This is a genomic window from Phenylobacterium sp. (assembly GCF_016793285.1).
Classification (GTDB): domain Bacteria; phylum Pseudomonadota; class Alphaproteobacteria; order Caulobacterales; family Caulobacteraceae; genus Phenylobacterium.
The window spans coordinates 19,294-41,173 of the sequence record NZ_JAEUMO010000027.1; the positions used below are offsets into that span (position 1 = coordinate 19,294).

Consider the following 21,880-nt stretch of genomic DNA (forward strand, 5'->3'; position numbering starts at 1 on the left):
ACGAACCGCCCCCCAAGTGGCGCGAGCCTGGCCGCGAACGACCCGGCCTGCGCCGTGGCGGACTGTCGCGGCGACGTGGTTAGCGGAGTGTTACCGGGACGTGGGCGGCCCCGGCGCCCAGCCGGTGATGGTGAGGATCTCGAACGTCGCGGGGATGCGCCCGTCGGGGGTTCCGAAGCGCTCGGCGTAGAGTTCGAAGGCGCGGGCCAGCAGGCGCCGCGTCAGCGGCTTCGGGTGGCGTTCGGCCAGCACGCTGGTCTCGCCCATCTGGCGGAGGTCCGCGAGCAGCTTCAGGGGGTGTTCGTAGGTCACCGTCACGGTGTCGATGTCGGCGACCGGCTGCTGGAAGCCGGCGCGCTGAAGCAGGCTCGCGGCGTCCCGGGCGTCGGCGAAGGGCGAGACGCGGCTGCCGGCGCCCCCCAGGATCTCGGCCTCGGCGGCGACGAGGGACTGGCGCAGTTCCGTCAGCGTCACGCCGCCCAGGAAGGCGCCGATGAAGAGGCCCTCGGGCTTCAGCGCGCGGCGGGCCTGGATCAGCGCGCCGACCACGTCGTTGGTCCAGTGCAGGCCCAGCGTCGAAACGATCAGGTCCAGGCTCGCGTCGGCGAAGGGCAGGCGCTCGTCGTCGGCGACGAGGCGCAGGCCCGGGCGGCCCGCCAGCATGCGGTGCGAGAGATCGGCCTCCATCAGCACGCCGACCTTGCCGGGCGCCTCCTCCGCGAGGGCCTCGGCGAAGGCGCCGGCGCGCGCCGAGAGGTCGACGGCCAGCGGGAAGGACTTCATGATGGGCGCCAGGCGCCCGGCCACGTCGATGGCGGCCCGGCGCTGGAGGAAATCGGCGTTCGCGAAGCCCGGGGCCGCGCGGTCCAGGCGCTTCCGGTGCAGGTTTCGGTCGAACAGTTTGGGCGGGGCGGCCATTTGGAGCCGGAAAGAGACGATTTCGCCGAGACTTGGAAGCCCCGCGTGCAGGCGGCGTGGCGCGGCGCGCTCGACATGCTGTTCCCGCCGCAGGCGCTGGACGGCGGCCCACGGCCGCTGGCGGGCGGATTCACCGCCGACCGCTGGAGCCGCATCCGCTTCCTCGACGGGCCGGTCTGCGACGGTTGCGGGGCGCCGTTCGAGTTCGATCCGGGCGTGCGCTGCGCGGCCTGCCTGGCCAGGCCGCGGGCGTTCGATGCGGCCCGCGCGGCTTGCCTCTACGACGAGACCTCGCGCGATCCGATCCTGCAGCTCAAGCACGCCGACCGGCTGGACCTCGCGCCGATGTTCGCCCGCTGGCTCAGCCGCACGGCGCGCGACCTGATCGACGCGGCGGACGCCATCGCGCCCGTGCCGCTGCACCCGATGCGGCTGGTCGCGCGGCGCCACAACCAGGCCGCCGAGATCGCCCGGCCGCTCGCGAGGCTGACCGGGACGCCCTACCTGCCCGACGCGCTGGTGCGCCGGCGGCGGACCGACACCCAGGCCGGGAAGTCGGGCTCGGGCCGCCGGCGCAACGTCGCCGCCGCGTTCGACGTGCCCGCGTCGCGCCGCCGGCAGGTGGAAGGCCTGCGCATCCTCCTGGTCGATGACGTGTTGACCACGGGCGCCACCGCGGAGGGCTGTGCGCGGGCGCTGAAGGCCGCCGGCGCCGCCCGCGTCGATCTGGCCGTGGTGGCGCGGGTCCAGGCGCCGCAGGGACTCACTATATGACTTCGCAACGCTGTCGGATTACCCAGGACGCCATGAGCCAGGTCACGATCTACACAAAGCCGTATTGCCCCTACTGCATCCGCGCGCTCGACCTCCTGGAGCAGAAGGGCGTGGCGTTCACGCAGATCGAAGCCGCCTTCGATCCCGAGAAGCGCCAGGAGATGATCCAGCGCGCCCACGGCCGCGCCACGTTCCCGCAGATCTTCATCGGCGACCGGCACATCGGCGGCTGCGACGACATGATGGCCCTGGAACGCGCCGGCGAGCTCGACCCCCTCCTGAACGCCGCCTGATCGGGCGCGGCGATCGCCGAGCTTGACCGCGGCGAACCGGGCGTGCTTCTGGCCGACCTCCACCCCGCGGCGGCGGCCAAGACCCGCGCCGCGATCCCCGCCCTGGCCAATGCGCGAGCGTTTTCAGGTCCCTGAGCCCCATCTCCGATGATCCGCTACGCCCTCATCTGCGACGATGACCACGAGTTCGAGGGCTGGTTCGGCTCGTCCGGCGACTACGACGACCAGCAGGCGCGCGGCCTGCTCGAATGTCCGGTCTGCGACTCCAGGGCCGTGCGCAAGCAGATCATGGCGCCCGCCGTCGCCGGCACGAAGCGCACCCTGCGCGATCCGGGCCCCGCGAAGATGCAGGCGATGATGATGGAGGCCGCCGGCCGCATCCGCGCCCACGTCGAGGAGAACTTCGACGACGTCGGCGACGCCTTCGCCAGCGAGGCCCGCGCCATCCACGAAGGCCGCGCCGAGGACCGCGGCATCTACGGCCAGGCCTCGCCGAAGGAGGTCCGCGACCTCATCGAGGACGGGGTTCCCGTCGCGCCCCTCCCGCCCGAAGCGCCCGCCAAGACCGAGCTCAACTAGCGCCGCTTGCGGTGCGCCCGCCCCCGCGGCAATCTCCGATTGCGAAGGGTGGGGACCCGATCATGAGCGTGTTGCGCGTACTCCTGGCGGCCGTGCTGGCGGTCTGCGCCTGGCCGCCTGCGGCGACGGCCGCGCCGTTGTCGGCCTACGGCGGCCTGCCGTCGATCGAGTCGGTCGACATCTCGCCGGACGGGTCGAAGCTGGCGATGATCGTGTCGGACGGACGCCAGATCAGCCTCGCGGTCCAGCCGCTCGACGGCGGCCCCGTCAAGACCTACGGCGTCGGCGAGGCCAAGGTCCGCGACCTCGACTGGGTGGGATCGGACTACCTGGTCATCACCACGTCCCAGACCGGCGCGATCATGTATCTCTCCGGCCCGCGGCGCGAGCACTCGCTGGCGTTCTCGCTGGACCTGAAGAGCCAGAAGCTGGTGCAGCTCCTGGCCGAGTCGCCGTCGCGCGCCGCGACCGGCACCCACTTCCGCGACACCGCGAGCAATCGGATCTGGGCCTCGCTGCCGGTGCTGGCCGGGCCTCCCGAGGTGCGCACCATCGACGGCAAGCCGGTCCTGTTCCTCACGGGCATCGCCTTCGCGGAGAACTCGGGCGTCCTCACCAAGATCCGCGCCGATCCGCGGACCGGCGCGCAGAAGGTGGTCGAGGTGGGTTACGCCGACACCAACGAGATCCTGCTGGGGGGCGACGGGACGCCGGTCGCCAAGTCGGACTACGACACGCAGAGCGGCCGCTGGTCGCTGAAGCTGCGCCGCCCCGGCGGGGCCTGGAACGAGGCGCGGGTCGTGCAGGCGAAGTCCGAGCGGCCGTTCATCGTGGGCCTCGGACGCGACGGCCAGTCGGTGGTGCTCGCCGAGATGGCCGACAACGGCTACGTGATCCGCGAGGTCTCGCCGGAGGGCGTCCTGGGCGATCCGCTGCCGGTGAAGGACGCCGACGGCGCGATCTTCGATCCCGACACGCACCGCATGATCGGCGTCTATGCGCTGGTCGGCGACGAGGACCGATACACCTTCTTCGATCCCAGGGACCAGAAGGTGTGGAATGCGGTGAGGGCGGCGTTCAAGGGCGAGCGCGTGCGGCTGGAGTCGTGGACGAGCGACCGGCAGAAGATCGTCGTCATGGCCGACTCCGCGGTCGAGGGACCGGGCTATGCGCTGGTCGACCTCGCGACGCGCAAGGCCCAGTGGCTGGGGGCCCGCTATCAGAACGTGCTGCCCGAGGACGTCGCCGCGTCGCAGCCGGTCCGCTTCAAGGCCGGGGACGGGCTCGACCTCGGCGGCTACCTGACCCTGCCGCGGGGCCGGGACCCGAAGAACCTGCCCCTGGTGGTGCTGGCCCACGGCGGGCCGGCCTCGCGCGACACGCCCGGGTTCGACTGGTGGGCGCAGGCGATCGCGTCGCGCGGCTACGCCGTGTTGCAGGTGAACTTCCGCGGGTCGGACGGCTTCGGCTGGGCGTTCACGCAGGCGGGCTTCGGCGAATGGGGCCGCAAGATGCAGACCGACCTCTCGGACGGCGTGCGCCACCTCGCCGGCCAGGGCGTGGTCGATCCGAAGCGGGTCTGCATCGTGGGCGCGAGCTACGGCGGCTATGCCGCGCTGGCGGGCGCCACGCTCGACCCCGGTGTCTATCGCTGCGCGGCCTCGGTGGCGGGGCTGTCGGACCTGCGCCGCTTCGTCGAATGGTCGCGCGCCAAGAACGGCGTCGGCGCCCAGCGCTACTGGACCCGGTTCATGGGCGCCGAAGAGCGCCGCGACCCGGCGCTCACCGAGATCTCGCCGGCCGCCCACGCCGGGCGCGCCAGCGGTCCGGTGCTGCTGGTCCACGGGCGCGACGACACCGTCGTGCCGCTGGAGCAGAGCCGGATCATGGCCGACGCCCTGGAGAAGGCGGGCAAGCCGGTGGAGCTGGTCGTCCAGAAGGGCGAGGACCACTGGCTCTCCCGCGGCGACAGCCGCCTGGAGATGCTTACCGCCACCATGGCCTTCGTCGAGAAGCACAACCCGCCGAACTGACGCAGGAGCGCCGCCCGTGAAGACCCTGCTCGCCGCCGTTCTTCTCCTGGCCCTGGCCGTGCCCGCCGCCGCCGCGCCGCTGGCGGCCTACGGCAAGCTGCCCTCGATCGAGCAGGCGACGATCTCGCCCAGCGGCCACGCCGTCGCCGTCGTGGTCACCGACGGCGAGCAGCGCACGGTGGTGGTGAAGGACCTGGCCTCGGGCGCGGTCACCCTTCGCGGCCTGCTCGGCGACAACAAGATCCGCAGCGTGCAGTGGGCCGGCGACAGGCATCTGGTCGTCGTCGCGTCGGCGACGCTCAACTCCTTCGACCTGCAGGACGGGTTCCGGGAGTGGTTGTTCGGCAGCACGATCGACCTGGCGACGAAGAAGCTGACGCCGATGATGCGCCGCTCGCAGAAGGCGGACATGGCCACGATCTTCGATCTTCCGATCGTGCGGAACTACAAGGGCGAGCCCGCCGTCTTCGTGCAGGGCGTCATCTTCTCGGGCGGCCGCGGACACCTCTCGCTGTTCCGCATCGACCTGGCGACCGGCGGCGACCGGCTGGTCGCGGAGGGCACGGCGGACACCGTGGACTGGACCGTCGACTCCCAGGGCCAGGTTCTGGCGGAGGAGACCTACAATCCCGGCTCCGGCGAGTGGGCGCTCAAGGTCCACACGCCGGGCGGCTGGCGCCAGGCCGCCGCGGCGACGGCGAAGATCGACCGGCCGGTCATGGTCGGTCTCGGCCGCGACGGCGCCTCGGTGATCTACGGCCAGCGCGGCGACGACCGGCGCTGGGTCTGGCGCGAGATCGGGGCGGACGGGTCGCCGTCGGCCACGGCCATCGGCACGCTCGACAGTGCGAGCCCGATCCGTGCGGCGCTCGACGGCCGGATGATCGGCTACTACGCGCTGGCCGGGAACGAGGACCGCTACACCTTCTACGACGCGGCCGACGCCAGGGCGTGGCAGGACATCGTCGCCGCCTACGGGGACGAGCGCGTGAACCTCGAGTCGTGGTCGACGGACCGGCGCAGGATCGTCGTGCGGGTGGAGTCCGGGACCGAAGCGCCGCGCTACGCCGTCATCGACCTGGCCCAGCGCAAGGCCGAGTGGCTGGGCGCTCAGTACTTCGAACTCACGCCCGACGACCTGGCCCCGCGCGAACCGGTGACGTTCAAGGCGGCGGACGGCCTCAGCCTGAGCGGCTACCTCACCCTGCCCCGGGGCAGGCCGGCGAAGAACCTGCCCCTCATCGTCTTTCCGCACGGCGGCCCCGCGTCGCGCGACACGCCGGGGTTCGACTGGTGGGCCCAGGCGATGGCGTCGCGGGGCTACGCGGTGTTGCAGGTCAACTTCCGCGGTTCGGAGGGGCTGGGCCCCCGCCTGCTCGAAGCGGGCTTCGGCGAGTGGGGGCGCAAGATGCAGACCGACCTCTCGGACGGCGTGCGCCACCTCGCCGGCCAGGGCGTGGTCGACCCCAGGCGCGTCTGCATCGTGGGCGCGAGCTACGGCGGCTATGCCGCGCTGGCGGGCGCCACGATCGACACCGGCGTCTATCGCTGCGCGGTCTCGGTGGCGGGCGTGGCCGACCTGAAGCGGCAGGTGGCGTGGTCACGGTCGCGCGGCGGCGCGAGCACGGGGCGCTACTGGAACCGGTTCATGGGCGCCGACACCGGCGAGGAGGACGTCCTGCCCCGCTACTCCCCGGCCGCCCTGGCCGGCAAGGCCGACGCCCCGATCCTGCTGATCCACGGCAAGGACGACACCGTGGTGCCGCTCGAACAGAGCCGCATCATGGCCGATGCGCTGCGCAAGGCCGGCAAGCCCGTCGAACTGGTCGTGCAGAAAGGCGCAGACCACTGGCTCTCCCGCGGCGACACCCGCCTGGAGATGCTCACCGCCACCATGGCCTTCGTCGAAAAGCACAACCCGCCGAACTGACGCCGATGACCCGAAGCCTTCGCGCACTGCTCCTCCTGCTGGTCGCGGCGCTCTGCGCGGCGCCGGCGATCTCGGCGCCGCTGGAGGCCTATGGCCGCCTCCCGACGATCGAGGCGGTCACCGTCTCGCCCGGCGGCGGACGGCTCGCGGTGGTGGTCACGGATGGTGAACAGCGCAGCGTCGCCGTCCAGGACCTGGCCACGAGGACCTTCATTGCCCGCGCCGCCTTCGGAGACATTCCGGTCCAGGCCGTCCGCTGGGCCGGCGAGGGCCACCTGCTGATCACCACGGCGGTGAGGTTCGATTCGCCGCGGCTCGGCGGCGGCGCCCAGGACTGGCGGCGCGTGCAGGTGTTCGACGTCGCAGGCCAGAGGCTCCGACCGCTGCTGGGCGACGCTGCGGCGGGCCTCAGCCACGTCCTGCGTGCGCCGATGGTGCGAACGATCGACGGGCGTCCCACGGTTTTCATCGAAGGCCTTCAGCCGGTCGAAGGCCTGGCGCGCGCCGCGGTCTACCGCGTCGACCTTTCGACGGGGAAGGCCGATGTCGTCCAGCCCGCGGTCGCCGACAGCGTGCGCTGGCTGGTCGATGGCCAGGGCCGGATCGTCGCCCGGCAGATGGCCGACCAGAAGACCCGGCGCGTGAGCATCGAGGTCCGGGCGGGCGACGCGTGGCGCCGGCTCTACTCGGCGGATGGCGACGACCGCGAGGGCGCCGCTCTGCTCGCGCTGGGCCGCGACGGGGCCTCGGTCGTCTACGTCGAGGAGCGGGCCGATGGGACGCGCAACTGGCGCGAGGCTCCGCTCGACGGCGGCGCCGTCCGGACCATCGCGGCGCCGGCGCACCACCGGGCGGCCATCGATCCGCAGAGCGGACGGCTCCTCGGTCACGCGGGCTGGGACGGCGACGCCTACGACGTCGTCTACTTCGATCCCGCCGACGCCGCCGTCATGCATGGGCTGAAGGCGGCCTATCCCTCGCTCTTCACCCGCGTCGACTCCTGGTCCGACGACAGGCGGTTCGTAGCGGCGCTGATCGACACGCCCGGCCGGGCCCCCGCCTTCGTGATCTACGACTCCGTCGCGAAACGCGCCGACTGGATCGGGCCCGAGCATCGCGGTCTGACCGACGCCGACGTGGGCGTTCTCAGCCGGGTTCGCGTCAAGGCGTCCGACGGGCTCGAGCTCGCGGGATACCTCACGCGCCCGCCGGGCGCGCCGCAGGCGCGCGGGCTGCCCCTCATCGTCCTGCCGCACGATGAGGCCGCCGGGCGCGACACGCCCGAGTTCTACTGGTTCGCTCAGGGCATGGCCTCGCGCGGCTACGCCGTGCTGCAACTGAACTTCCGGGGGTCCGGCGGGCTCGGCGAGGCGCTGGAAAGGGCGGGCGACGGGCAGATCGGCCGCCGGATGCAGTCCGACCTCTCGGACGCCGTTCAGTCGCTTGCCGGCAGCGGCCTCATCGACCCCAGGCGGGTCTGCATCGTCGGCCGGGCCTACGGCGGCTATGCGGCGCTGGCGGGCGTCGCCCTGGAGCCGACGACCTATCGCTGCGCGGTGGCCATCGACGGCCTCTTCGAGCTGCGCTGGCCCAGGTCGTCGCGACCGTTGTCCGAGGCCGTGCAGGCCGGCGCGCGCCGGCGCCTGGGCGTGGACGGCCCCGACGATCCGCGCCTCGTGCAGTATTCGCCGGTCAGCCAGGCGGCGTCGGTGCAGGCGCCGGTCCTCCTCATCCATGAGCTGGATGCGCCGGCGTCGGCGCTGGAGGCGGGAGAGACTATGGCGGCGGCCCTGCGCAAGGCCGGGAAGCCGGTCGAGTTGCTGGTGCAGCAAGAGGGCGCCAAGGGCCTCACGCGCGCGGCGGCCCGCCTTCAGACGCTCACCGCCACCATGGCCTTCGTCGAAAAGCACAACCCGCCGAACTGACGCCCGCGCGGGTGCGTTGATCGTGGTGAAATCGCGGTCTGCCGGGGGTTGTGTGACCTCAATGCCACACTACATCGGGAGGGTCCGCAGGCCGTGCTCATCCGAGGCGGCCGGGGACGATCCGCCATCCGTGGGGACACATGAACATCGACATCTATTCCGACCGCGCCAAGCAGGCGATCCAGTCGGCCCAGAGCCTCGCGCTCGCCCGGCGCCACCAGCAACTGGCGCCCGAACACATCCTGAAGGTCCTGCTCGAAGAGCGTGACGGACTTTCCCGCGCCCTGATGCAGAGCGCGGGCGGCCGGCCCGACGAGATCGACACGGCGGCCGAGGCGGCCATCGCCAGGCTGCCCCGCGTCGAGGGCGGCTCGGGCCAGCTCTACATGAAGCCCGAGACGGCCCGCGTCTTCGCCGAGGCCGAGGCCGGCGCGAAGAAGGCCGGCGACGCCTTCGTCACCACCGAGCGCCTGCTGATCGCGCTGGCCAAGGAGGGCGGCGAGGCCGCGACCATCCTGAAGGCCGCCGGCGTCACGCCGAAGGAGCTGGAGGACGCCGCCGCGGCGATCCGCAAGGGCCGCACGGCCGACTCGTCGTCGGCGGAGGACGCCTACGACGCGCTGAAGCGCTATGCCCGCGACCTGACCCAGGTGGCCCGCGACGGCAAGCTCGACCCGGTGATCGGCCGCGACGAGGAGATCCGCCGCACGATCCAGGTGCTGAGCCGCCGCACCAAGAACAACCCCGTCCTCATCGGCGAGCCCGGCGTCGGCAAGACCGCCGTCGTCGAGGGCCTGGCCCAGCGCATCGTCAACGGCGACGTGCCGGAGGGCCTGAAGGACCGCAAGCTGCTGGCGCTCGACATGGGCGCCCTGATCGCCGGCGCGAAGTACCGCGGCGAGTTCGAGGAGCGGCTGAAGGCGGTGCTGAACGAGGTCACCGCCGCCGAAGGCTCGATCATCCTGTTCATCGACGAGATGCACACCCTCGTCGGCGCCGGGAAGGGCGACGGGGCGATGGACGCCTCCAACCTGCTGAAGCCGGCGCTGGCGCGGGGCGAACTGCACTGCGTGGGCGCCACCACGCTCGACGAGTACCGCAAGCACGTCGAGAAGGACGCGGCGCTGGCGCGGCGCTTCCAGCCGGTGATGGTCGAGGAGCCCTCGGTCGAGGACACCGTCTCGATCCTGCGCGGCCTGAAGGAGAAGTACGAGGTTCACCACCGCGTGCGCATCTCCGACAGCGCCATCGTGGCCGCCGCCACGCTGTCGAACCGCTACATCACCGACCGCTTCCTGCCCGACAAGGCGATCGACCTCATCGACGAGGCGGCGAGCCGCGTGCGCATGGCGGTCGACTCCAAGCCCGAGGAGCTGGACGAGATCGACCGGCGCGTCGTGCAGCTCAAGATCGAGCGCGAGGCGCTGGCCCGGGAGACGGACGCCGCCTCCAGGGCCCGGCTCGAAAAGCTGGAAGAGGAGCTGGACGACCTCGAAGGCCAGTCGGCCGAGATGACCGCGCGCTGGAAGGCCGAAAAGGAGAAGGTCTCGTCCGCGGCGCAGTCGCGCGAGGCGCTGGACCGCCTGCGCGCCGAACTGTCGGCGGCGCAGCGGCGCGGCGACCTGCAACGGGCGTCGGAGATCGCCTACGGCGAGATCCCCGAGCTGGAGAAGAGCCTGGAGGAGGCCGAGGCCGCCGAGGACGCCGAGGAGCCGATGACGCCCGACGTGGTCGACGCGGAGCAGATCGCGGCCGTCGTGTCGCGCTGGACCGGCGTGCCCGTCGAGAAGATGCTCGAAGGCGAGCGCGACAAGCTGCTGCGCATGGAAGACGGCCTGCGCGGCCGCGTCGTCGGCCAGGAGGAAGCCCTCGTGGCGGTCTCCGACGCGGTGCGCCGCGCGCGCGCCGGCCTGCAGGACCCGAACCGGCCGATCGGCTCGTTCCTGTTCCTGGGTCCGACGGGCGTGGGCAAGACCGAGCTCACCAAGGCGCTGGCCGAGTTCATGTTCTCGGACGAGCACGCGATCACGCGCCTCGACATGAGCGAGTACATGGAGAAGCATTCGGTGAGCCGCATGATCGGCGCGCCTCCGGGCTACGTCGGCTACGACGAGGGCGGGGCGCTGACCGAGAGCGTGCGCCGCAGGCCCTACCAGGTGGTCCTGTTCGACGAGGTCGAGAAGGCGCACCCCGACGTGTTCAACGTGCTGCTCCAGGTGCTGGACGACGGCCGCCTCACGGACGGCCAGGGCCGCACGGTCGACTTCCGCAACACGCTCATCATCATGACGTCGAACCTGGGCTCGGAGTTCCTCGCGAGCCTCCCCGACGGCGACGACGTGGAGAAGGCGCGGCCCGGCGTGATGGACGTGGTGCGCCACCACTTCCGGCCCGAGTTCCTGAACCGGATCGACGAGATCATCCTCTTCAAGCGGCTGGGCCGCGCCGAGATGGACGGCATCGTGAGGATCCAGCTCCAGCGGGTCGAGAAGCTGCTGGCCGACCGGCGCATGTCGCTCGCGCTGGACGACGGCGCGCTGCACTGGCTGGGCGACCGCGGCTACGACCCGGTCTACGGCGCGCGGCCGCTGAAGCGGGTGATCCAGAAGGAGCTGATCGACCCGATCGCGCGCAAGCTGCTGGAAGGCGGCCTGGACGACGGGGCGGTGATCGACGTCCACGCGGGCGGCGACGGCCTCGAGATCGGCCGGGCGAAGGTGCATTGACGCGCCGGTTGCTCCCCCGCCGGGGGAGCTTCGCGTGGACCTCCCCCTGCGGGGGAGGGACCGCCGCCTACAGCGCCAGCGGCACGGTCCGGCCGCCGCGGACCACGACCCGCTTCATCAGGGCCATCGTGCCGCCCGGTCCGCCGACCGGCCGGACGATGGTGATCGCATACCAGGCGCCGTCGGCCAGGCCGCCGAACGCGAACTGGTCGGCGTCGTCGCAGGTGGTGCGCTTCACGTAGGGGCCGGCGTCTCCGGGCGGGGCGGCGGGGGTGCGCGCGCGGACCTCGTCGGCGGGCAGCGCCGCCCGTTCCGCCGAGCCGTAGAGCGCCGCCATCCGGCGCGCCGACCACGCGGTCTCGGGCGTCAGCACCACGGACGATCCGGCGCAGGTGTAGCGGGTGCGGCCCTGGGCATAGGCGACGCGGCCGGCGATGATGTTGCCGCCCGGCCGCTGCGACCAGGCGAAGTCGCCGGCGTTGAACTGCGCCGAGCCGCTCATCGGCGGGGGCGGCGGCGGGGGCGCGGGGCGCCCCCCGGGCGGCGGCGGCCCGAGGGTCGGGGTGCAGGCGGAGAGCAGGGCGGCGAGCCCGACGAGGCCGGGCAGGTGGGTGCGGAGCATGGCGCCATCTTATAGGCGAAGGCGGCGAAACCTTTCCATAGCTCCGTCACACGGGACGTCCTATCGTGGCCCGAGGCCGGGGGGTCTCATCGAGGAGAAAAACGGGAATGGCCCACAAGTTCGAGATCTACAAAGACAAGGCCGGCGAGTTCCGCGTCCGGTTCAAATACAACTCCGAAGTCATCTTCGCGACCGAGGGCTACGCCTCCAAGTCGGGCGCAAAGGACGCGATCGAGAGCATCAAGAAGCACGTCGGCGGCGCCGAGGTCACCGAGGCGGAGTAGGCTCGCGCCTCCCTTCCTCCCCGATGGAGGAAGCGCCGGGGATGGAGGCGTGCGCAGGCCGGTGAGGGCGGGGATGCGGAGGCCTGGCGCCTCGCGCGCCCGCCGTCGGATCGGCGGTCGCGCCTCCACCCCAACCCGCCGCCGGGGCGGCGGGCCCTGCAGCAGACCGGCTCCCTTCAATCGTCGCCGCGCGGCTTGCCGCGCATGGCCTTTACGCCCGAGCGCTTGGACTTGCCCTCCAGCCGGCGCAGCTTCGAGGCGTAGGTGGGCCGGGTCTTCTTGCGCGGCGGGGGCGGCGGCTCGGCGGCCTTGCGGATGAGCTCCGTGAGCCGCTCCAGCGCCTCCTGCCGGTTCATCTCCTGCGAGCGGCTCGACTGGGCGACCAGCACCAGCACGCCCTCCAGCGTCAGCCGCGATCCCGCCAGCTTCTCCAGCCGCGCCGCCACATAGGGCGTCAGGCTCCGCGAGCCGCGCACGTCGAAACGCAGCTCGATGGCGGTCGAGACCTTGTTCACATGCTGGCCGCCGGGGCCCGAGGCGCGCACGGCCCGCACCTGCACCTCGTCGTCCTCCAGCACGATGGAAGGCGTGACCTCGATCATGCCCATCGGATGCCACGGTTCGCGGCGCGGCGCAGCCTTTGCCATTCGCGGCCGCGCAGGCTATGCAGGGCGCCATGCGCGGCTGTTTCGCCAATCTCGTACTCCTGATGCCGACCGCCTCCGGCGGGCCGGTGAGGGACGTCGTGCGCTAGCGAAACCAAGCCGCAGACCGACCGACCACCAGCCCCGCCGGGATCCGGACGGGGCTTTTTTCTGGCCCCGTCCCCCCGCAACCCGCGAGAAGGACCATGAGCCAGCCGCCCGACATCGCCGTCCGCGCCGCCGAGCCCGCCGACATGGCGCAGGTCGCCGATGTGCTCGGCCGGCCGCGCGCCGTCTGGGGCACGCTGCAGACGCCGTTCGTCCCGGTCGCCCTGCGCGAGCACCGCTACGACGTCACCGATCCGAACGCCCGCCAGCTCGTGGCCGAGACCGGCGGGCGGGTGGTGGGTTGCATCGGCCTGCGCCGCGAGACGGCGCATCGGCGCAGCCACGTCGCCTCGATCGGCATGGCGGTGCATGACGACTTCGCCGGCCGCGGCGTCGGCACGGCGCTCATGGCCGCCGCCGTCGACCTGGCCGACCGCTGGTGGAACGTCCGCAGGCTGGAACTCCACGTCTACGCCGACAACGCGCGGGCCATCGCCCTCTACGAACGCTTCGGCTTCGAGCGCGAGGGCCTGTTGCGCGACTACGCCTGGAGGGACGGGGCCTACGCGGACTCGCTCGCCATGGCCCGGCTGCGGCCCTGAGCGCGTGGAGGCCCTCTTGCGCGCCCCTCTCTTGACCATCCGGCAAAAAACCGCTTCACACCCCCGGCTTTGCTGCACCGCCGTTGCGCGGATGCGGCGGTCTTCACGCCTCTAGGAGAACGATCATGCGCGTCTACTACGACCGCGACGCCGACATTTCCCGCATCCTGGACAAGAAGATCGCCATCGTAGGCTATGGCTCGCAGGGCCGTGCGCACGCGCTGAACCTCAAGGACTCCGGCGTGAAGAACGTCGCGGTCGCGCTGAAGCCGGGCTCGGCCACGGCGAAGAAGGTGGAAGCCGACGGCCTGAAGGTCATGAGCGTGGCCGACGCCGCCAAGTGGGCGGACCTGCTGATGGTGCTGGCGCCCGACGAACTGCAACGGGGCATCTACAACGCCGAGATCGCGCCCAACATCCGCGACGGCGCGGCCCTGCTGTTCGCCCACGGCCTGAACGTCCACTTCAACCTGATCGAGCCGGCCGCCGGCATCGACGTGCTGATGGTGGCGCCCAAGGGCCCCGGCCACACGGTGCGCGGCGAATACCAGAAGGGCGGCGGCGTGCCGTGCCTGATCGCCATCCACCAGAACCCCACCGGCGGCGCCATGGACCTGGGCCTCGCCTACGCCTCGGCCATCGGCGGCGGCCGCTCGGGCATCATCGAGACCAACTTCCGCGAGGAATGCGAGACCGACCTGTTCGGCGAGCAGGCCGTGCTCTGCGGCGGCCTCGTGGAGCTGATCCGCGCCGGCTTCGAGACCCTGGTCGAGGCGGGCTACGCCCCCGAGATGGCCTACTTCGAGTGCCTGCACGAGGTGAAGCTCATCGTGGACCTGATCTACGAAGGCGGCATCGCCAACATGAACTACTCGATCTCCAACACCGCCGAGTACGGCGAGTACGTGACCGGCCCGCGCATCGTCACGGCCGACACCAAGGCCGAGATGAAGAAGGTGCTGGAGGACATCCAGTCGGGCCGCTTCGTGCGCGACTTCATGGCCGAGAACGCCATCGGCGCCCCCAGCTTCAAGGCCACGCGCCGCCGCGGCTCCGAGCACCAGATCGAGGAAGTCGGCCAGCGCCTGCGCGCCATGATGCCCTGGATCACGAAGAACAAGCTGGTTGATACCGCCCGCAACTGACTTGATCTTGCAGGAAAAATAAGGAATTCAGGAGCTTAGGAAGCCCGATGCGTCGTGTGACTGCTACACATGATGCATCGGAGCAGCCTATGCCACCCGGCCTTATTCGACGCGGCGCACGGTACTACATCCGGCGCCGCATCCCTCTCGACCTGATCGAGCACTACCAGACCAGCGCCGTCATGCGGGCGCTCGGAACGTCCGATTTCGCGGAAGCCAAGAAGCTCGTGATCCGGGCATGGCAGGCTTACGACGACGAATTCGACAGGGTTCGCGTCACGCTGAGCGCGACACCGCAGAAGGTGCCATCGGCGCTCTATGGCTCCCGTGAGGAGCAAGAGGCCGAAGAGGCTTATCGGCCCCAAGAAGAACAGATGTGGGAAGAAGAGCGGGAGCGGATCGAAGCCGATCCCGTGCTCAAGGCCAAGTCGCGTCTCGCGAAGGCGATCAACGCCGAAGCGGATCGTGCGGAGCTAGCCGAGCTTGCCCGATGGGGCGATGCGAAGGCTGAGGCCAAGGAGCCTGACAGCGAGAACCCAACGATCCAGCAGCTTCATGATCGGTGGGTGAAGGATCAGGAGCGCAACCCCTCGACCCTAAAGGGCATGAAGAGGGCGGTGGATCGCTTCGAAGAGGTGATCGGCAACAAACGCATCAAGGCCGTAGCCCGGCGCGACGCGACCAGTTTCACCGACAAGATGCGGACACCCGGCGTCGTGAGTGAAGAAGGCGTCAGCATCCCCAACATGAACACGACGCTCTCACTCCTGAGTGCGCTGTTCGGCTTCGCCGTGAAGCGCGATCTCATTGAGACCAACCCCTTCACCGGCACGCAGTTGCAGGACAGCCGCAGGGCTAGGGAGAAGCGGCGCGAGTTCGACGCGTCAGCGCTGGCGGCGATCTTTGGGAGCCCGATCTACCGCGATGGAGAACGCCCCGTAGGTGGGGCAGGGGAGGCGGCCTACTGGCTTCCGCTATTGGCGCTCTACACTGGCGCTCGGATCAATGAGCTATGCCAGCTTCACCCTGACGATGTGACCGAGGAAGGCTACGTCGATCCAAAGGGTAAGAGCCTCAAGGCGTGGGTGATCCGTATTCAGCACGACAGAGCCAAGGGCCAGAGCGTGAAGACCGAAGGGAGCGAACGCCGCATCCCGGTTCATGCTGACCTGATCAAGCTCGGGTTCGTCCGATACGCTCAAGGCCAACGCGGGAAGGCGCTGCTGTTCGACAAGCTCACGTACTCGCCTGCTGACGAGAAGCTGTCGGGAAATTGGGGCCGCTGGTGGGGCCGACAGTTGCGCTCAGATTGGGGGGTGACCGACGAACGCATGACGTTCCATTCGTTCCGGCACAGCTTCAAGCACTACGCCCGTCAGGCGCTCATTCCCGCTGACGTTCACAACGCTCTGACGGGGCATGAGACCCGCAGCGCTGCCGACGCCTACGGCGGGCTGTCGTATCCGCTCTATCCCCTGGTCGAGGGCATGAAGCGGTACAGGGTGCCGGGGTTTGAACTTCCAGCACCCCCACCGAGCCTGAGGACGAAGGTTAGCTAGGCGTCGCCGTTGGGCACGGCGTTGGCGTGCGGCGCGAGCGTGCTCGACTGATGCGCCGTGCCGCCATCGGACCATGCGTTGAGCCGCGATCCGTCGAAGGCGGGGTTCCAGACTTGCTTGTCGGCAACCCGCGCCGTCGTGGAGACCTGGGAACTGTTGAGACCCACATTGCTAGGGGCGGGCGCAGCGGCCTGCTGAGACGCAGCCGGTTGCGGACCTGACGCCGTGATGTGCTGATCCGCCATCGCGAAGCCAAGGGCCTGTTCGGTCGATGCCGCCGTGATGTCGCCGTTGGGAAGCTCGCCGTTCTTCTGTGCGACGACAACGCTATCCCGAGCGATCATCGGACCTAGGGCCGCAATCTCGCTGTCGTCACCCGTAGCGATGTAGGCGCTCAACGCCGTGTCGTACTTGGCGACGGTCTGGGGATCGCTGGCGTCTACGAGCCGAGTGATCTTGCCGAGGGAGTCGGCAAAGGCAGGCTGACCTGCAATGAAGTCGTTGAGGGCGCGCTGATAGGCGAGGCGGGGCGGATGCCCTGCGGCCTCGTAGTCCCGAGCCCAAGAGACCACCGTCTGCGCGTCATAGCCTTGGGCGTAGATGGTGCTCAGGGCGGCGTTGACCTTCACCCGCTGGCGTTGGGTTAGGCGGCTCACAGCGTCACCTCACCGGCCAGGATGCGACCGGTCGCCAACCACCTTTGCTGTGCGATCCGCAAGCTGTCGTAGTGGATGGGAGCGCCAGCAGCCTCCCACTCGGCCAGGACGGCGAGGGCCACGGTTCGCACCCGGTCCTGTTCTTCCTGATCAAGCTTGGCGTAGGTGTCAGGCCAGAGCCGACCATCGGAACGGGGATGACCAAGCACCCTGTTCACGTGGTCGCGGTAGAAGCTCAGTTCCTCGCAGGCCGGTAGTTCGGCCCTTCGGCGAAACTCCGCCGCCTCTCCGCAGCGCAGATGATGCACGACGGCCTCGCCATCCGGCTCACAGGCAAGGCGCAGTTCGTCCAGCGTCTTCGCCCACGGCGTCGGCTTCTGGCGGTTCAGTTCCTCTAGCCGCTCTTGCTTCCTGCTGCGCCGACGCTTCATGCCGCCACCGGCCCGCGCAGGTAGCCGCGCCGAAGGCTGATCAGGTATTCGTTGATGGCCTCGTAGGGATCGCCAGGGGCGAGCGCCATGATCTCCGCAGGGATGCGGTCAGGGTGCTTCTCGACAAGGTACATGAGCGCATCGGACGGCAGGGATTGGATGCCGGGGAAGGTCTGCGTCGTGTCGGCGGTCTGGTAGCCGTCGAATTGCTTCCGGGTGACGGTCACCGGGAACGCCAGCCTCAGAAGGTGGTCGTCACCTTCCTTGCGGACATGGATGTCGGAGAACACAGCGAAGGCTGCATCACGGGCCGACTGCCGTTCTTGCTCCTGTGCGGCGTCTAGCCGGGTCTTAGCCTGAGCAAGATCCGATTGGAGTTGTCGGACCTTGGCCCGTGCCCCCGTCAGTCGTTCGTGCAGCGCCAGGTCGTCTTGAGCCTGGATAAGATCGTTCGTCAGGTTGGCGACCGTCAGAGCTAGCGCCCTGCGATCGGTGGTGGTCGTAGTCAATTCAGCCTTTCTGCTACGGCTACAGTTAGCGTTGCGCCCGCTTCTCGCGGAACTTGTTCGGGTCGTAGTGGTAGACCTTGCGCGGCTTGGGTTGCCGGTTGTCGGCGGCGTACATCGCGGCAATGACCTTGGCCGATGCGGTACGAGGACCGGGCGGCTTCCGCTGCGCATAGTCGGGAAGGGGAAGACCCAGGAGTTCTAGGGTCGCTCGCAGGCCGATCATCACCCGACGATCCGCACCTACGAAGTAAAGCTCAGCCTCTCGGCTATAGAGAACGTCATCAGCAACAGTGTGTGTCGCCATACTGCTCCTACTAATGTGAATGGTTGGTCTGTTCAGTCCCAAAATATGAGACTGATGTAGTTAGACTTACGGGCGGCCATCCGCCTAGAGAACCAGCTTAGAACTCAGTCGCGGCCTAACAGCGCCTAAGCTATCCGTCGATTTTGCCGTAGACGGATGACTAAGCTGGTTTTCTAGAGGGATGCTCCCTAGGTAATTCTCGTTATCCCGTTGATATATAATCATATATCACGAGGTGTTGAGCATGTTGGAGTTTAGCTGGCCGGGTCCCCCCTACCCCCCGCGATCAGCTTTTCTGACTTTGGCGAATAGCGGCTCCCCGGCTCAACTTCGGCATCACGATGGGATCGCTACGCGGAGCTTGAGCCAACCGGGCTGACCATGCCGGACAAGCCGACACCCCCTATTGGTCACGTGTTTTTCGTCACCTCTGACGGCATATGCCCGACGGTATCGATATCCGTCCGGGGACCTGTCCGGTCCTATGCCAGACGGTATCGAAAGCGCGGGTGCCTCGCGGCACTATGCTAGACGGTATCGAAACTGTCCCGGCAGTTAAGTCCTTGTAATTGCGGGAATCTCCTCGCGTCGGCTCGCGTCGCCGGTATGCCGCAGGCCGTGGAATGCCCCGCTCACACCGAGCCCCAGAGAAGGCCGAGGAAGCCCCTCAAAGCCAGGGCGCCACTACCCTAGCGGAGCACCCCGCAAGGCCCGCCCACGGCCACGCCTGAGTCTCCTAGGCGGTAGCGGCGCAGTACCGTTTCACCGTGGCGTCCGACAGGCCGAAGTGCTGGGCTGTCTGCCGGATGCTCGCCCCCTTCTCGCGCCGCCAGGAGACCACCGCAGCGGCGTCCTGAGCCTTCGGCCTCCCGAGGCTATCCTTCCCCCGGTGCGTCTTCCCGGTGGCCTCCAGCGCAGCCCTAGCCGCCGCTCGGCCCGCCTCCGTCCGCTCCCTGATCTTGTGGCGCTCCATGTCCGCGACCTGAGCCAGCACGGCTAGGATGATCTCGCCCACGCCCCGCCCGATCTGCCCTAGGCCGTGGATGTCCACCGTGACGCCGCTGTCGATCAGCTTCCGCACCGTTCCCTGTACGTCCAAGGCATCACGGCCTAGGCGATCCACGGCATAGACGCAGAGCGTGTCGCCCTTGCGCACCTGCTCTAGCAGCTTGGCGAAGCCGGGCCTGTCCGCAGCGAGCACGCCACCGCTAACGCCCTGGTCCGAGAACTCCTTGTCGAAGGTCCCGCCCATCGCGTGCCGTTGGGCTTCGATGCTCTGGTCTCCCGTAGAGACCCGGAAGTACGCGATCCGCATGGCTAGCTCATAAGTTAGGGTTGCGCTTTCCCTAGCTCATAAGCCTAGCTCAATGGGCGCGTCAAGTAGGTTGTGAGCCATGGCGCATAACTTAGAACTTATGAGCGTGGTGCGCGTATCCAATCCGCGCCGTGCTGAGATGCCCGCAGCCTGTGTGAGCGTGCGTTGAGGCTATTCGATTGGCCTGTTCCGGTACGCGTACCAAGTCAGACTGCTGTTAGTCCGATCCCAGGAGCATTGGAGCCAACACCGCCATGATCGTTCTCGACCCGCCCGTCATCCACGCCGTTGCAGCCCTGGTCACCGCATTCGGGGTCGCGACCGCCGCCGTCATCTGGGCGCTCAGGCGGAAGCCGTGACCATCGATCTGTTTTGTGGTGCAGGCGGACCCGGCATGGGGGTAATGCCTGCTACTTTGTTGGATGAAGTCCCCTCGCATGAGTGCAGTGATTTTAGGTCGCTACCTACAATGCGTCTTCAATATCTCTTCGACCCTCACCTGACATTGAAGCGCAGCAGCAAATACCATGAGCCCCGACTTTGGGCTGTGGTAGCCGCTAAACATATCCAACCCTTGAGTTTCTTCAAACCATGATTTTCCGACAGCGAAGGCGAGGTAGGAAGATTTAACGTCACTCTTCTCATGAAATATTCTGGCGTAGGCTTCGGCATCATCAAACATCGAAGACCAAATCATCTGCGCGTGATTGTCGCCGATCTCGATATGGTCGAAGCAGGCTACGATCTGACTAAACATTGCCTCCCGCCATATCTTCATAAATTCGTTTGGCGACGGTCGAGAGACGTTCGCGCGCTTCAGATAGACATCCGCCCACACCCACGCCGCCGCCGCATAGAAGCGGATCACCTTAGCTGCTGTCGTTCTATTCGCGGCGAGCCACCGCAGATCATCGTCTTCTGCCGCGCCAGCATTGAAGGCGTCGCGCACCGCCGCTGTTAGAAGGCCGGCGACCTTCTCTGCGGTTACCTTCGATCCAAAGAGACCCATCGCTTCCTCAGGCGGGTTTGTCGGCAGCTTTTCTCAAGCCGACTAGCTGTGCAATGGGCAGTGGACGGAAAGGCTGAGGCGCCACATTGTTCGCGCTGGACGTGCAAGTTGGGGGGCGGAAATGGATTTGGCGACAAGGCTCGCTGAGCTTCAAAAGCGTACCGTAGAGCATCGCGAGGTGCTGCTGACCGAGGAAGCCGCGAAGACAGCGCTCGTTATGCCGTTCATCCAGGCCTTGGGGTACGATGTCTTTAACCCGTCCGAGGTCGTGCCCGAATACATCGCCGATGTTGGCACGAAGAAGGGCGAGAAAGTCGACTACGCAATTTGCGGGGGCGGAAAAGTCAACGTCCTGATTGAGTGTAAGCCGTCGTCGGTGGAGCTAAACATCAATCATGCCGGACAGTTGTTCCGGTATTTTTCGGTGACGTCAGCCAGACTGGCAATCTTAACCAATGGCGTCGTGTACCAATTCTATTCGGACATCGAAGTTCCGAACAAGATGGATGACAAGCCATTCTTCACGTTCAGCATGGACGCGATCAAGCCGACTGACGTAAAGACGCTGGAGAACTTCGCAAAGGCCAGCTTTGACATTGAGAAGATCGTCAAGGAAGCGGGCAACCTAAAGCTCCAAACTGTCCTGCGAAAGGAGTTGGAACGAGAATTTGCCGAGCCGTCAGACGAGTTCGTGAAGATGATGGCGCGCCGTGTCTACACCGGCAACGTCACCGCTGCGATCAAGGACAACACGGCCAAGCTGCTCGTCAGTACCATTGCGACGATGGTTCGGGATATGGTGACGGATCGCCTGTCCTCCGCGCTGAATGCATCCACGCCGAAGCCCTCCGAAGCAGCCGGTGAGCCTGCACCGACAGAGGAAGAGATCATTACGACGCAAGAAGAGCTTTCGGGCTTCCATATCGTCCAGGCCATTGCGTCGAAGCTTGTTCATCCTAAGCGCGTCGTGATGCGAGACCAGAAGTCGTATTGCGCTGTGCTGCTAGATGACAACAATCGAAAGACGATTGCTCGCCTTCACTTCAACGCCGCGACCGCAAAATATTTCGGAACGTTCGTGGAGAAGGACGAGACCCGACACCTAATCAGTGACCTCACCGACATCTACCAGCACGCCGCGAAGATCGAGAAGCGGCTAAAGGAACTGGAAGGGGCGGGGACCAAGGCCGCGAAAGGTGCGCCAGTAGCCGAAGGCGCATAGCGTAACGCGCTTTCCAGGCGCTTCCCACGCTGCTACACATTCGGCCATCACATGCCGCACTTGGTCTCGCCTAAGTAGCTGATTTTCTTGATGTGACCTCCAAGAACAAGCTGGTCGACACCGCCCGCAACTAGGCGCGGCGCCAGCCTGAACGATCGAACGGCCCGGGCGCGATCCCGGGCCGTTTTTCGTCTGGCCCGCCGCCGGCGCGGGCCTGTCGCCGACTCTGCGCAACCTATGGCTCCGCCGGTCGTTACAGGCTTGACCAGGAGGGCCCCATGCAGACGTTTCG

The 21,880-nt window shown here is 68.2% G+C and carries 21 protein-coding genes and 1 pseudogene; 13 read left to right on the plus strand and 9 right to left on the minus strand.

Annotated features, from left to right (window positions below):
* Nucleotides 1-90: 90 nt before the first annotated feature.
* Nucleotides 91-918, minus strand: a complete 828-nt coding sequence (locus tag JNL41_RS03125) for a methyltransferase domain-containing protein (RefSeq protein WP_293472814.1) — start codon at nucleotides 916-918, stop codon at nucleotides 91-93.
* Nucleotides 919-993: 75 nt separating this feature from the next.
* On the opposite strand from JNL41_RS03125, the gene JNL41_RS03130 reads away from it, so the two are divergent.
* From JNL41_RS03130 to clpB, 8 genes and pseudogenes are all read left to right on the plus strand, one after another.
* Nucleotides 994-1,692, plus strand: a complete 699-nt coding sequence (locus tag JNL41_RS03130; protein WP_293472841.1) for a ComF family protein — start codon at nucleotides 994-996, stop codon at nucleotides 1,690-1,692.
* Between the two features lie 32 nt (nucleotides 1,693-1,724).
* A complete protein-coding gene (gene grxC, locus JNL41_RS03135; protein ID WP_293472815.1) occupies nucleotides 1,725-1,985 on the plus strand; it encodes a glutaredoxin 3 in 261 nt (86 codons plus the stop codon).
* A 12-nt stretch (nucleotides 1,986-1,997) separates the two neighbouring features.
* Nucleotides 1,998-2,120: pseudogene (locus JNL41_RS03140) on the plus strand (carbon-nitrogen hydrolase family protein); the annotation flags it as partial.
* 12 nt (nucleotides 2,121-2,132) lie between these two features.
* Nucleotides 2,133-2,564: a DUF1178 family protein gene (locus JNL41_RS03145; RefSeq protein WP_293472816.1), complete on the plus strand. Its 432-nt coding sequence runs from the start codon at nucleotides 2,133-2,135 to the stop codon at nucleotides 2,562-2,564.
* A 62-nt stretch (nucleotides 2,565-2,626) separates the two neighbouring features.
* Nucleotides 2,627-4,597: a S9 family peptidase gene (locus JNL41_RS03150; RefSeq protein WP_293472817.1), complete on the plus strand. Its 1,971-nt coding sequence runs from the start codon at nucleotides 2,627-2,629 to the stop codon at nucleotides 4,595-4,597.
* 16 nt (nucleotides 4,598-4,613) lie between these two features.
* Nucleotides 4,614-6,527, plus strand: a complete 1,914-nt coding sequence (locus tag JNL41_RS03155) for a S9 family peptidase (RefSeq protein ID WP_293472818.1) — start codon at nucleotides 4,614-4,616, stop codon at nucleotides 6,525-6,527.
* A 5-nt stretch (nucleotides 6,528-6,532) separates the two neighbouring features.
* The gene (locus tag JNL41_RS03160; RefSeq protein WP_293472819.1) at nucleotides 6,533-8,452 is read left to right on the plus strand and encodes a prolyl oligopeptidase family serine peptidase; all 1,920 of its coding nucleotides are present in this window, start codon (nucleotides 6,533-6,535) and stop codon (nucleotides 8,450-8,452) included.
* Between the two features lie 140 nt (nucleotides 8,453-8,592).
* Nucleotides 8,593-11,178, plus strand: a complete 2,586-nt coding sequence (clpB, locus tag JNL41_RS03165; protein ID WP_293472820.1) for an ATP-dependent chaperone ClpB — start codon at nucleotides 8,593-8,595, stop codon at nucleotides 11,176-11,178.
* Between the two features lie 67 nt (nucleotides 11,179-11,245).
* Here clpB and JNL41_RS03170 read toward each other — a convergent pair whose 3' ends face one another.
* Nucleotides 11,246-11,800: a hypothetical protein gene (locus JNL41_RS03170; protein ID WP_293472821.1), complete on the minus strand. Its 555-nt coding sequence runs from the start codon at nucleotides 11,798-11,800 to the stop codon at nucleotides 11,246-11,248.
* Nucleotides 11,801-11,907: 107 nt separating this feature from the next.
* On the opposite strand from JNL41_RS03170, the gene JNL41_RS03175 reads away from it, so the two are divergent.
* Nucleotides 11,908-12,084, plus strand: coding sequence for a DUF1508 domain-containing protein (locus JNL41_RS03175; protein WP_293472822.1), 177 nt, complete (start codon nucleotides 11,908-11,910; stop codon nucleotides 12,082-12,084).
* A 176-nt stretch (nucleotides 12,085-12,260) separates the two neighbouring features.
* On the opposite strand, the gene arfB is transcribed toward JNL41_RS03175, so the two are convergent.
* Nucleotides 12,261-12,686 carry an alternative ribosome rescue aminoacyl-tRNA hydrolase ArfB gene (gene arfB, locus JNL41_RS03180; protein ID WP_293472842.1) on the minus strand — a complete coding sequence of 142 codons (426 nt, stop codon included), beginning with the start codon at nucleotides 12,684-12,686 and terminating at the stop codon, nucleotides 12,261-12,263.
* A gap of 248 nt (nucleotides 12,687-12,934) precedes the next feature.
* Between arfB and JNL41_RS03185 the strand changes: the two genes are divergently transcribed.
* From JNL41_RS03185 to JNL41_RS03195, 3 genes are all read left to right on the plus strand, one after another.
* Nucleotides 12,935-13,438: a GNAT family N-acetyltransferase gene (locus JNL41_RS03185; RefSeq protein ID WP_293472823.1), complete on the plus strand. Its 504-nt coding sequence runs from the start codon at nucleotides 12,935-12,937 to the stop codon at nucleotides 13,436-13,438.
* A gap of 125 nt (nucleotides 13,439-13,563) precedes the next feature.
* Nucleotides 13,564-14,583, plus strand: a complete 1,020-nt coding sequence (ilvC, locus tag JNL41_RS03190) for a ketol-acid reductoisomerase (protein ID WP_293472824.1) — start codon at nucleotides 13,564-13,566, stop codon at nucleotides 14,581-14,583.
* An 89-nt stretch (nucleotides 14,584-14,672) separates the two neighbouring features.
* A complete protein-coding gene (locus JNL41_RS03195) occupies nucleotides 14,673-16,142 on the plus strand; it encodes a site-specific integrase (protein ID WP_293472825.1) in 1,470 nt (489 codons plus the stop codon).
* On the opposite strand, the gene JNL41_RS03200 is transcribed toward JNL41_RS03195, so the two are convergent.
* From JNL41_RS03200 to JNL41_RS03225, 6 genes are all read right to left on the minus strand, one after another.
* Complete coding sequence (locus JNL41_RS03200; RefSeq protein ID WP_293472826.1) at nucleotides 16,139-16,798, minus strand: hypothetical protein; 660 nt, start codon at nucleotides 16,796-16,798, stop codon at nucleotides 16,139-16,141. The genes JNL41_RS03195 and JNL41_RS03200 overlap by 4 nt on opposite strands.
* Nucleotides 16,795-17,229 (minus strand): hypothetical protein, encoded by a 435-nt coding sequence (locus tag JNL41_RS03205; protein WP_293472827.1) that lies wholly within the window; start codon nucleotides 17,227-17,229, stop codon nucleotides 16,795-16,797. The genes JNL41_RS03200 and JNL41_RS03205 overlap by 4 nt, the downstream gene beginning before the upstream one ends.
* A complete protein-coding gene (locus JNL41_RS03210; RefSeq protein WP_293472828.1) occupies nucleotides 17,226-17,738 on the minus strand; it encodes a hypothetical protein in 513 nt (170 codons plus the stop codon). The genes JNL41_RS03205 and JNL41_RS03210 overlap by 4 nt, the downstream gene beginning before the upstream one ends.
* Before the next feature lie 25 nt (nucleotides 17,739-17,763).
* Complete coding sequence (locus JNL41_RS03215) at nucleotides 17,764-17,964, minus strand: hypothetical protein (RefSeq protein ID WP_293472829.1); 201 nt, start codon at nucleotides 17,962-17,964, stop codon at nucleotides 17,764-17,766.
* 814 nt (nucleotides 17,965-18,778) lie between these two features.
* Nucleotides 18,779-19,357 (minus strand): recombinase family protein, encoded by a 579-nt coding sequence (locus JNL41_RS03220; protein WP_293472830.1) that lies wholly within the window; start codon nucleotides 19,355-19,357, stop codon nucleotides 18,779-18,781.
* A 460-nt stretch (nucleotides 19,358-19,817) separates the two neighbouring features.
* Entirely contained in the window at nucleotides 19,818-20,366 is a 549-nt protein-coding gene (locus JNL41_RS03225) for a hypothetical protein (protein WP_293472831.1), read from the minus strand.
* Nucleotides 20,367-20,487: 121 nt separating this feature from the next.
* On the opposite strand from JNL41_RS03225, the gene JNL41_RS03230 reads away from it, so the two are divergent.
* Entirely contained in the window at nucleotides 20,488-21,588 is a 1,101-nt protein-coding gene (locus JNL41_RS03230) for a type I restriction enzyme HsdR N-terminal domain-containing protein (protein WP_293472832.1), read from the plus strand.
* The last annotated feature ends 292 nt before the right edge of the window (nucleotides 21,589-21,880 follow it).

Coding starts and splice junctions, on each gene's coding strand:
- JNL41_RS03125 (WP_293472814.1), bottom strand. CDS start 918: ATGGCCGCCCCGCCCAAACTGTTCGACCGAAACCTGCACCGGAAGCGC.
- JNL41_RS03130 (WP_293472841.1), top strand. CDS start 994: ATGCTGTTCCCGCCGCAGGCGCTGGACGGCGGCCCACGGCCGCTGGCG.
- grxC (WP_293472815.1), top strand. CDS start 1,725: ATGAGCCAGGTCACGATCTACACAAAGCCGTATTGCCCCTACTGCATC.
- JNL41_RS03145 (WP_293472816.1), top strand. CDS start 2,133: ATGATCCGCTACGCCCTCATCTGCGACGATGACCACGAGTTCGAGGGC.
- JNL41_RS03150 (WP_293472817.1), top strand. CDS start 2,627: ATGAGCGTGTTGCGCGTACTCCTGGCGGCCGTGCTGGCGGTCTGCGCC.
- JNL41_RS03160 (WP_293472819.1), top strand. CDS start 6,533: ATGACCCGAAGCCTTCGCGCACTGCTCCTCCTGCTGGTCGCGGCGCTC.
- clpB (WP_293472820.1), top strand. CDS start 8,593: ATGAACATCGACATCTATTCCGACCGCGCCAAGCAGGCGATCCAGTCG.
- JNL41_RS03170 (WP_293472821.1), bottom strand. CDS start 11,800: ATGCTCCGCACCCACCTGCCCGGCCTCGTCGGGCTCGCCGCCCTGCTC.
- JNL41_RS03175 (WP_293472822.1), top strand. CDS start 11,908: ATGGCCCACAAGTTCGAGATCTACAAAGACAAGGCCGGCGAGTTCCGC.
- arfB (WP_293472842.1), bottom strand. CDS start 12,686: ATGATCGAGGTCACGCCTTCCATCGTGCTGGAGGACGACGAGGTGCAG.
- JNL41_RS03185 (WP_293472823.1), top strand. CDS start 12,935: ATGAGCCAGCCGCCCGACATCGCCGTCCGCGCCGCCGAGCCCGCCGAC.
- ilvC (WP_293472824.1), top strand. CDS start 13,564: ATGCGCGTCTACTACGACCGCGACGCCGACATTTCCCGCATCCTGGAC.
- JNL41_RS03195 (WP_293472825.1), top strand. CDS start 14,673: ATGCCACCCGGCCTTATTCGACGCGGCGCACGGTACTACATCCGGCGC.
- JNL41_RS03205 (WP_293472827.1), bottom strand. CDS start 17,229: ATGAAGCGTCGGCGCAGCAGGAAGCAAGAGCGGCTAGAGGAACTGAAC.
- JNL41_RS03220 (WP_293472830.1), bottom strand. CDS start 19,357: ATGCGGATCGCGTACTTCCGGGTCTCTACGGGAGACCAGAGCATCGAA.
- JNL41_RS03225 (WP_293472831.1), bottom strand. CDS start 20,366: ATGGGTCTCTTTGGATCGAAGGTAACCGCAGAGAAGGTCGCCGGCCTT.
- JNL41_RS03230 (WP_293472832.1), top strand. CDS start 20,488: ATGGATTTGGCGACAAGGCTCGCTGAGCTTCAAAAGCGTACCGTAGAG.